Below are 7,910 nucleotides of genomic sequence, written 5' to 3'. Positions count from 1 at the left end.
CGGAATATTTTTTTGTGCTAAGAACTGATTAACACTCAACGCCCAATTTTTTCGCCACTCATTAATTTTTTCCTTTTTATCCCAATCAACCAACCAAATTTTTCTTTGTTTTGGAAACCCGCTTTTGGTTAAAAGTTGCTTGCCATTTTCATCTTTAATGTACTGCGTCTTTGCTTTTAATCCCCAACTACCATCGGGGTTAAATGGGCGATTGGTTAACATCACATGTGCGTGCGGATTGTCTGAGTGATCGCGATGAATTGCTACGTCAGCTACCATACCTTGATCGACAAAATTTTCTTGCACATATTTTGTCAGTAATTCTTTCTGTTCGGATTCACTTAATTCTACCGGTAAAGCCACGTTAAATTCTTTTGCATACCGTGAGTTTGATTTACGATCGTTCTTTTCAACTTCATTCCATAATTTTTCTCGATCACTGGCCCATTCTGGTGCATTTTTGGGGGTTAAAATAAAGCTTTCTGGAATTACCGATCTGGCATAGAAATATCGGCGACCTTCTTTATCATCAAATAATTTTTCACCACTTCGATAAGCGGCACTGGCAATCGCACTTCGTCCTTTTCCAGCACTAATATTACTAAAACTCATATGAAAAATTGCCATGTAAGTCACCTCTTTACTTTGATTCTATGGGTTTTCTTCTGTTGTCGACATCGGCGACTTCTAATACAGGTTTTTGGGGGGTTAGCACAACATAGAATTTATTCTATGTGTAAGTGCGCATTGACCTCGTTTCACTCATCCTGCTGATTCCCATAAATTTACTTATAGTGTATGCATTCCGCTTCGCTATTTCAACTTCTATCCTTTGATTTAACGTTCTCTGTATGATATAGTGTCGGTGATTATTTTTAATACGATTGGAGGAATCATTATGTCTCAAAGTAACTTAGAAAAACAAGAAGCTAAATTAAAACAGCTTAATCAAAAGATTAAAGCTGAAAAAAATAAAATTGAACAAAATCTCGGTAAGCAAATCATTAGATCAGCCAATTTGGATTATGGGACACTTACTACTCCACAGATTAAAATGATTGCTAAAAAAGTTGCCGCCTTTTTAAATCAAGCTCAAAATAACCGATAATAGTTAGGTGGTAATGACTATGCCTAATCAATATGAAAAACTAGTTGAGCAACAAGCGCGTTTAAAACAAAAAATTGAGCGAGAAGATTTTAAATTACGGCAATCTAAATACTACGAAAATCGGCAAGCCCGCAAAGCCCGTTCTCGCCGATTAATTCAAAAAGGGGCTTTGCTAGAAAAATACTTTCAAGCTGATAATCTCTCGGTTGAACAAACCGAAGAGCTTTTAAAAATATTTGCCGATTACGTTAATGTCCATAAACCAAATAAACTCAAAAACGATCAACCTAATAACTAGGCCGATCGTTTTTATTTTCAGGATTATTTTTTGGCTTAACTTCTAGATTGTTTTTAGCAAAGTCTTTGAAATGGTTTTGGGTTCTTTTACTAATCTCGTCTTCAACTAATTTAAGTTCTAATTTATCCGTTTTTTTTTAGTTGCTTGTACATCTGGTTTAATTCATTAGCACTTAATTTTTTTGTTTGCTCGAATTTGTAATCCTTGAATACCATTATCATATGTCCACTGTTTAATTTTAGTCATGTCATTAGTCTGATAATAATTGGCAATTAGTTCGTTCCATTGATCCCACTTATCTAACGGCACATTGATTAAGCCTGCACCACCGTCAATCATAATTTTATTAGCACTTAAAGTCGCCATCCTTTTGTTCCCGTCCCAAAAGATTTGTTGGCGCATATTATGATACATGACAGTCAATGCTTTATCAGTAATCGTCGTTCGTGGATCAGCCAAGATTTTTTGTAAAAAGGATTGTTCTTGTTTTTCGTTAATTAAAGATGGTTCAAAAAAGTCTTCACTACCTAAATCAACTCCTCCTTTCCCTTGCCGTAATTCTCCCGGTACTAAGGCGTCTTCCGCTGCCACAATCTTGTTGATTTGTTTTTCCATGGTTAACGTTAAAGGGGAATTTTGAGCAGTGATATATTGCCACCCACGCTTTAAATTAACAATCGTCAAAATATCCTCAACAGGTACTCCTGCTACGCTCATACCGTCCATAATAGTTTGTGTTTGTGGCAAAGTGGTATTAACGCCTTCAAAACGAGCATTAGTATGCACTAACTTGGTAAAGTTTGCTCGGGCAAACCGTTGGTTTTCTGCAGCTGTGAATTTATACTTGTCCATATATGTTCGTGTCTTAGCCATATTTTGTGCCTCCTTTATATTTCAGTCACTGATTATTTGACCTGTCCATGTTAAATCACAAAATGCTTTTCGTTGATAATTTGCTCTTGGCGTTTATCTAAGAGGTAAGTGTGTAACGCGTCGGGTCTAGAATTTTTGGTGTTGGAAAGTATTTCCATTCCAAAAGTACTAGGCCCTTTTTGATAACAAAAAAAGGCATCTAATCCTCCCTAGTGCTATGCTTTAAGCGACGAAACTCAAGATAAGCGGGGTAGGAATAGATGTCTCAACTAGATAATACACTTAAATTACTGGGAATTACAGACACAAACATTCAGGTGTTCGGTACTCGTGAGGAATTTCATGGTCGGGGCTCGGGTCGCAAAAAGTATTTGGTCATCCAGGCAGAGCTTACCTACACACTCAGGCGCTGTCCCAGCTGTGGATACAATACGTTGCACCCTAACGGACACAAGCTCACTCATGTCCACATTGCAGTACCCATGGACCGGCCCGTAATTCTAGAGCTAAACAAGCAACGCTGGCGTTGTAGTAACTACCATAGCACTTGTACGGCCACCACTCCAGTGGTATCAACCAACCACGCCATCGGTCACGGACTAGCGACTCATGTGCTGAAGCTAGCCAGTAAATCACTCCCGGCTAAGACTATCGCCAGTCTCACCGGTATTTCGACAAACTCAGTTCAGCGTATTTTGACGGCTAATATTCATCCACACGCGAGCCGCCGGTTACCGATTAATCTATGCTTTGATGAATTCCGTTCCACGCACGGCTCCATATCGTTTATTTGCATTGATGCCGACACTCACAAATCAGTTAAAGTACTTAGCGGCCGCCTTAATAGAACCATCAAACAGTTCTTTCTTAGTCAGTACAGCACCGCAGAACGGGCCGCGGTTCAACGCGTCATCATGGACATGAACGCCTCCTATCAGGCATTCGTGCACGAACTATTCCCTAACGCCGAACTCATTATTGATCGGTTCCACATTATTCAATTAATGGGCCGGACGATGGATACCATTCGCACTCAATGTTTAAAGCAACTCGACAAGCATTCGCGGGAATATAAAGTACTGAAATCACTATGGCGCCTATTCCACAAGGCCAACCCTGACGCACAAAAGAGCCGCTACCTCTTCGGCCTGAATGAGTACTCGACCGAACAGAACGCTATTGGTATTGGAACCGATACGTTTCCGGCCTTCAAAACAGCTTATGAAACCTACATCGATCTCCACGATGCTTTGATGGGGCGTCACGCTGATGAACTCAAGAATATCATCACTAACTATCAGCCTAACGGCAAGCCCCTAGATACGGCCATGCATACCCTACGAAAGAATCTTAATGGAGTAATTAACGCCGCCAAATCGTCCTACTCTAACGGACCGATAGAGGGCATCAACCGTAAGATCAAGGAGCTCAAACGTGCTTGTTATGGCTTCTCCAATCAGGCCAATATGTTCACACGCGTCTACCAGCTGATTGCCTGATTATCTACCACAATAACGTCACGATGGTAGGCTTATTTTTTATGCCTTCAAGTACGATATTCAGACAACACACCAGATTAAACGCCGCAACTAATAAAACAACAAAAAAGATCTCCCACACGAGGAGATCTCCAAAGGATAGAAACTATCCTTCAACACCATTTGACAAACTTCCATAAAATGGTCTGATCTCAGTAAAGTACTGAGATCAGACCATTAATTAAAACTAAATATAATTTTTCTAACTTAGTTGTTGCACTTAAACTACTGCATACTCATTTTTCAGTCTTACTTAATCTGCCTCGATGATAAATTTTCTTTTGGATTAAGTATTGATCCTGATTTTGAGTAATAAATAACGGAGAACTTTCTTCTATGACATTGCTAAACTCCAAACCATACCATGAAATAGGTGAGGCCGTAATTTTCTGCAAATAGATGCGCCCGCCAATCAATCTTCTATCTAACGAGCTTAACTTATCATTGACAATTAAATCTGCTGGTTGTTCCTTTATAATAACAAACTTAAAGTCGCCGACTTTCCGTTGTCGCTCTGTTGAATACGTGGGTATTTGTGGTTCTAAAATACCTTGTTCCACTAGATTATTTACAACTTGATGTAAATAGACACTAACGGATTGAGATTTCCTAAACCCTAAGTAAAATTGAACGTTAACAACATTATGCGTCTCAAGTAAATCAACTGTATAATTACTTTCATAAGGTGCATTGGTTTCATTGACTGTAACAAACCAATAAACTTTAGCTCTTTTAGGTTGTGTGTCGAGAATAGAATACATGGTACTACGCTTAATTTGGTAATCACCCTTAATTTTAGTCATATACACTAAGTTAGTCGTGAACAAAGGTACTGTATTGTCTGCGCTTAATTTAGAGAGTTGATCACGATAGTCAAGAAGTGAAACATACTCGCTTTCTTTCTCATAATGGTCTCTTCGTTTATTTCCAAAGTACCAAAGCCACATAATATAAAGAATGCCCAACATGATTGTTAACGTAACATAACCGCCATGAATAAACTTAACCAAACTTGAAATTAGAAAGATTAACTCAATAAAACCAAAAAACAAGGCAATTATAAGTGCTGTTCCCTTAGCCAGGTGTTTCTTTAAGAATTCATGCAAAAGCACAGTAGTCATAAGCATGGTAATAGTGATCGCTAAACCATACGCGGCCTCCATTTTTTGTGAACTACCAAAGAACCAGACTACACTAATTGTTATTATACATAATATCCAGTTAACAGTTGCAATATAAATTTGATTTTTTATATTACTTGGATGTCTAATAACCATTCTAGGTAAAAATTTTAAGCCAATTGCTTCATCGACTAAAGTATAAGAACCCGTAATCAACGCTTGAGAGGCAATAATTGCAGCGAGTGTGGCTAGCAAAATGCCAACTAGGCGCCAAGTTCCGGGGAGCATTTCATAAAAGGGATTTAAGTTCGATAAGTTCCTGTAAGCAGTATCACCTGCATGTCTAATTATCCAAGCACCCTGACCTAAGTAATTTAAAAATAGGGTACTATATACTAGTGGCCATGTTACATAAATATTCTGCTTGCCAACGTGACCCATATCGGAATATAAAGCCTCTGCTCCTGTGGTTGCCAAAAAGATACTTCCAAGTATAAAGATTCCCACTTTGTTAACTGGACTGAATAGTACCCTAATTGCATAATAAGGAGAAATAGCCTTCAATATCATTGGATAATTGATTAGATTAACGATTCCAAAGACAGCCAAAAAGCCAAACCATAAAATCATCACTGGTCCAAAGGATTTCCCAATCACACCTGTTCCAAAACGTTGAATCATAAATAATACGAGTAGAACAACTGTTGTGATAATCAAGACGTTATGTTGAGAATTACTAAACACCACAGGGCCAAGGTGTTGTTTTTTTAATCCCTCAATGGCTGAAGTCACAGTTACTGCAGGAGTTAATGTTCCATCGGCCAAAATGGCCGCCCCACCAATCAAGGCTGGCCAAATTAACCATTTTGAATTTTTTCGAACCAATGCATATAAAGCAAAAATTCCGCCCTCACGCTTATTATCGGCTTGCATTGCAATGACAACATACTTCAACGTTGTAATGATCATTAATGTCCAAAAAATCAACGAGATCGATCCAATCACGTAATTGGGAGAAATATTTCCCATTTTACCGGCGTCACCAATCAATGCATTCATAACATACAATGGTGAAGTGCCAATATCACCGTACACAATTCCTAAAGTAACAAGTGCCCCCGCAAAAGAAACACGTTCTAGTTGCTTATTCATGTTTGCTTGCCTCCAACGCTAATTATTGAAATATAGCACTGCAAAATAGTAAGCCTAAACACGAAGAAAAGCAACTATGCCAGCAGTGGCTTAGTTACTTTTTATCTAATAAAAGATCGTCCGCAACCGGCCAAAGTAAAGTGCTCCATAATTGTTAGACAAGAAATCTAACAGTTATGAAGCACTTTTTCTATGGTCAAATATAGTTCAGAATTAAAAGCAGAAGTCGTTAGTGAATATCTTCAAGGTGACATTAGTATCAGTCTTCTTTCAAAGAAACGTAACTTGCCTCGAATACAAGTAGGTAGATGGGTACAAAACTTTCGTTTGAGCGGCGCAGACGCTCTTAAACGAAGAAGAGTTAAATGAAGTTTCTCAGTTGAGTTTAAAGTTGATGTGATAAATTACTATCAAACTCATGATGAAACTTTAGCCGAAGTATCCGCAAAATTTGATGTTAATTCTTGTCAAATCAGTCTTTGGAGGACAGCCTTCAATCAGTATGGTATAGAAACCTTGAAGCCTCATCCGAAAGGCAGAAAAACCAAAGTGAAACATAATAAGAAGAAATTACGTAAGTTAGTAAACAAGAACGAAATCGATCAACTTCGTGAAGAATTGACGAAAAAGAATCAAGAATTATATGATGCAAAATTGGAGAACGAAATCTTAAAAAAATCAATGACCCTGTTCGGAACCTCAAAGGACGAAAGAAAACACAAATAGTTGATCAGATCAAGGTCGAACAAGAGTCTCTTCCGAAATCTAACCGGTATAAAGTCGGCGATATTCTTAAGACCATTGGACTTAAGAAAGCGACTTATCATGATGAACGTAAACGTATCAAAAATTATGTAGATAAGTATGAAGATGTAAAAGTAGAGATACTAAAAATTGCCGAAAGCGGAAGATATCGCGGACGTCTAACCTACGGTTATCGTCGCGTTCAAGAAGAGCTCATTAAATTAGATATCCATCTATCAGACGCCGTAGTGCGTCGTTTGATGGATGAATTAAATGTTCAAGTAAGCCTTTATAACCGCCACAGAAATGGTAGATATTCATCTTATAAAGGTACAGTTGGAAAAGTGGCCCGTAACGTTCTACATCAGCATTTTAATGAAACCGTACCTTTCAAAGTATTACATACCGATGTTACACAAGTACGCTTGGCCGATACTAAGTGGGCTTACGTTTCAGCTATTACTGACGAAGCAAGCAAGGAAGTTTTAGCATTTCAAGTAAGTAATAGTCCTAACAGTAAACTAATTATGGATACACTCGATGAACTCACAGAAAATATTCCGGAAGGAATAAAATCAATAATTCATTCAGATCAAGGTTGGCATTATCAATTGAATTACTATACCGATAAACTCTATGAAAAAAAATTTATACAAAGCATGTCTCGTAAGGGAAACTGTCTTGATAATGCGCCAATTGAAAGCTTCTTTCATCTTCTTAAAACAGAATGTCTTAATGGATTTCCACAGTGTAAAGATATTGGAGAATTCAAGGAAATCACAAAGAATTACGTCGATTGGTTTAACAATCGACGAATATCACAGAAAACAAAAGGCATGACTCCCTGCGAATACAGGGAAGATGCCTTAGCAGTTTAAAAATATTCAATTTTGTCTAACTTTTGTGTTGCACTTTAGATATCGTAGTTGGAACAACTTTACTGAACGTATAAATATTCAAATGTTTTGGCTTCGAGCAAGCTCATCAGCTAAATAAAAAAACAGCTAGACCATTTATGGTCTAACTGTTAACTTGAACCGCCATCAACTTGATTTGACGAACAGCCAAATTAAAAT

The 7,910-nt window shown here is 37.9% G+C and carries 6 protein-coding genes and 2 pseudogenes; 5 read left to right on the top strand and 3 right to left on the bottom strand.

Annotated elements, in window-relative coordinates:
* A partial coding sequence (gene mobQ / locus CBP76_RS11615; RefSeq protein WP_166667265.1) for a MobQ family relaxase occupies window positions 1-627 on the bottom strand: 627 nt, incomplete at its 3' end.
* Between the two features lie 271 nt (window positions 628-898).
* Between mobQ and CBP76_RS11610 the strand changes: the two genes are divergently transcribed.
* Window positions 899-1,108: a hypothetical protein gene (locus CBP76_RS11610; RefSeq protein ID WP_021816943.1), complete on the top strand. Its 210-nt coding sequence runs from the start codon at window positions 899-901 to the stop codon at window positions 1,106-1,108.
* A 19-nt stretch (window positions 1,109-1,127) separates the two neighbouring features.
* Window positions 1,128-1,406, top strand: coding sequence for a hypothetical protein (locus tag CBP76_RS11605; RefSeq protein ID WP_057881666.1), 279 nt, complete (start codon window positions 1,128-1,130; stop codon window positions 1,404-1,406).
* Window positions 1,407-1,528: 122 nt separating this feature from the next.
* On the opposite strand, the pseudogene CBP76_RS11600 reads toward CBP76_RS11605, so the two are convergent.
* A pseudogene (locus CBP76_RS11600) lies at window positions 1,529-2,279 on the bottom strand (Fic family protein).
* Window positions 2,280-2,539: 260 nt separating this feature from the next.
* On the opposite strand from CBP76_RS11600, the gene CBP76_RS11595 reads away from it, so the two are divergent.
* Window positions 2,540-3,778: an ISL3 family transposase gene (locus CBP76_RS11595; RefSeq protein WP_102197022.1), complete on the top strand. Its 1,239-nt coding sequence runs from the start codon at window positions 2,540-2,542 to the stop codon at window positions 3,776-3,778.
* A gap of 275 nt (window positions 3,779-4,053) precedes the next feature.
* Here CBP76_RS11595 and CBP76_RS11590 read toward each other — a convergent pair whose 3' ends face one another.
* Complete coding sequence (locus CBP76_RS11590; RefSeq protein WP_102197021.1) at window positions 4,054-6,090, bottom strand: KUP/HAK/KT family potassium transporter; 2,037 nt, start codon at window positions 6,088-6,090, stop codon at window positions 4,054-4,056.
* Between the two features lie 192 nt (window positions 6,091-6,282).
* Between CBP76_RS11590 and CBP76_RS13580 the strand changes: the two are divergent.
* Together CBP76_RS13580 and CBP76_RS11580 are read left to right on the top strand one after the other, a co-directional pair.
* A pseudogene (locus CBP76_RS13580) lies at window positions 6,283-6,816 on the top strand (transposase).
* Window positions 6,744-7,712, top strand: coding sequence for an IS3 family transposase (locus tag CBP76_RS11580; protein ID WP_342746082.1), 969 nt, complete (start codon window positions 6,744-6,746; stop codon window positions 7,710-7,712). The pseudogene CBP76_RS13580 and the gene CBP76_RS11580 overlap by 73 nt, the downstream one beginning before the upstream one ends.
* Window positions 7,713-7,910 lie beyond the last annotated feature (198 nt).

This window comes from Companilactobacillus nuruki, from assembly GCF_002872255.1.
Lineage (GTDB): Bacteria > Bacillota > Bacilli > Lactobacillales > Lactobacillaceae > Companilactobacillus > Companilactobacillus nuruki.
Note: the sequence above shows the minus strand (reverse complement) of the source record. Positions and strands in the feature narration are given on the sequence as shown.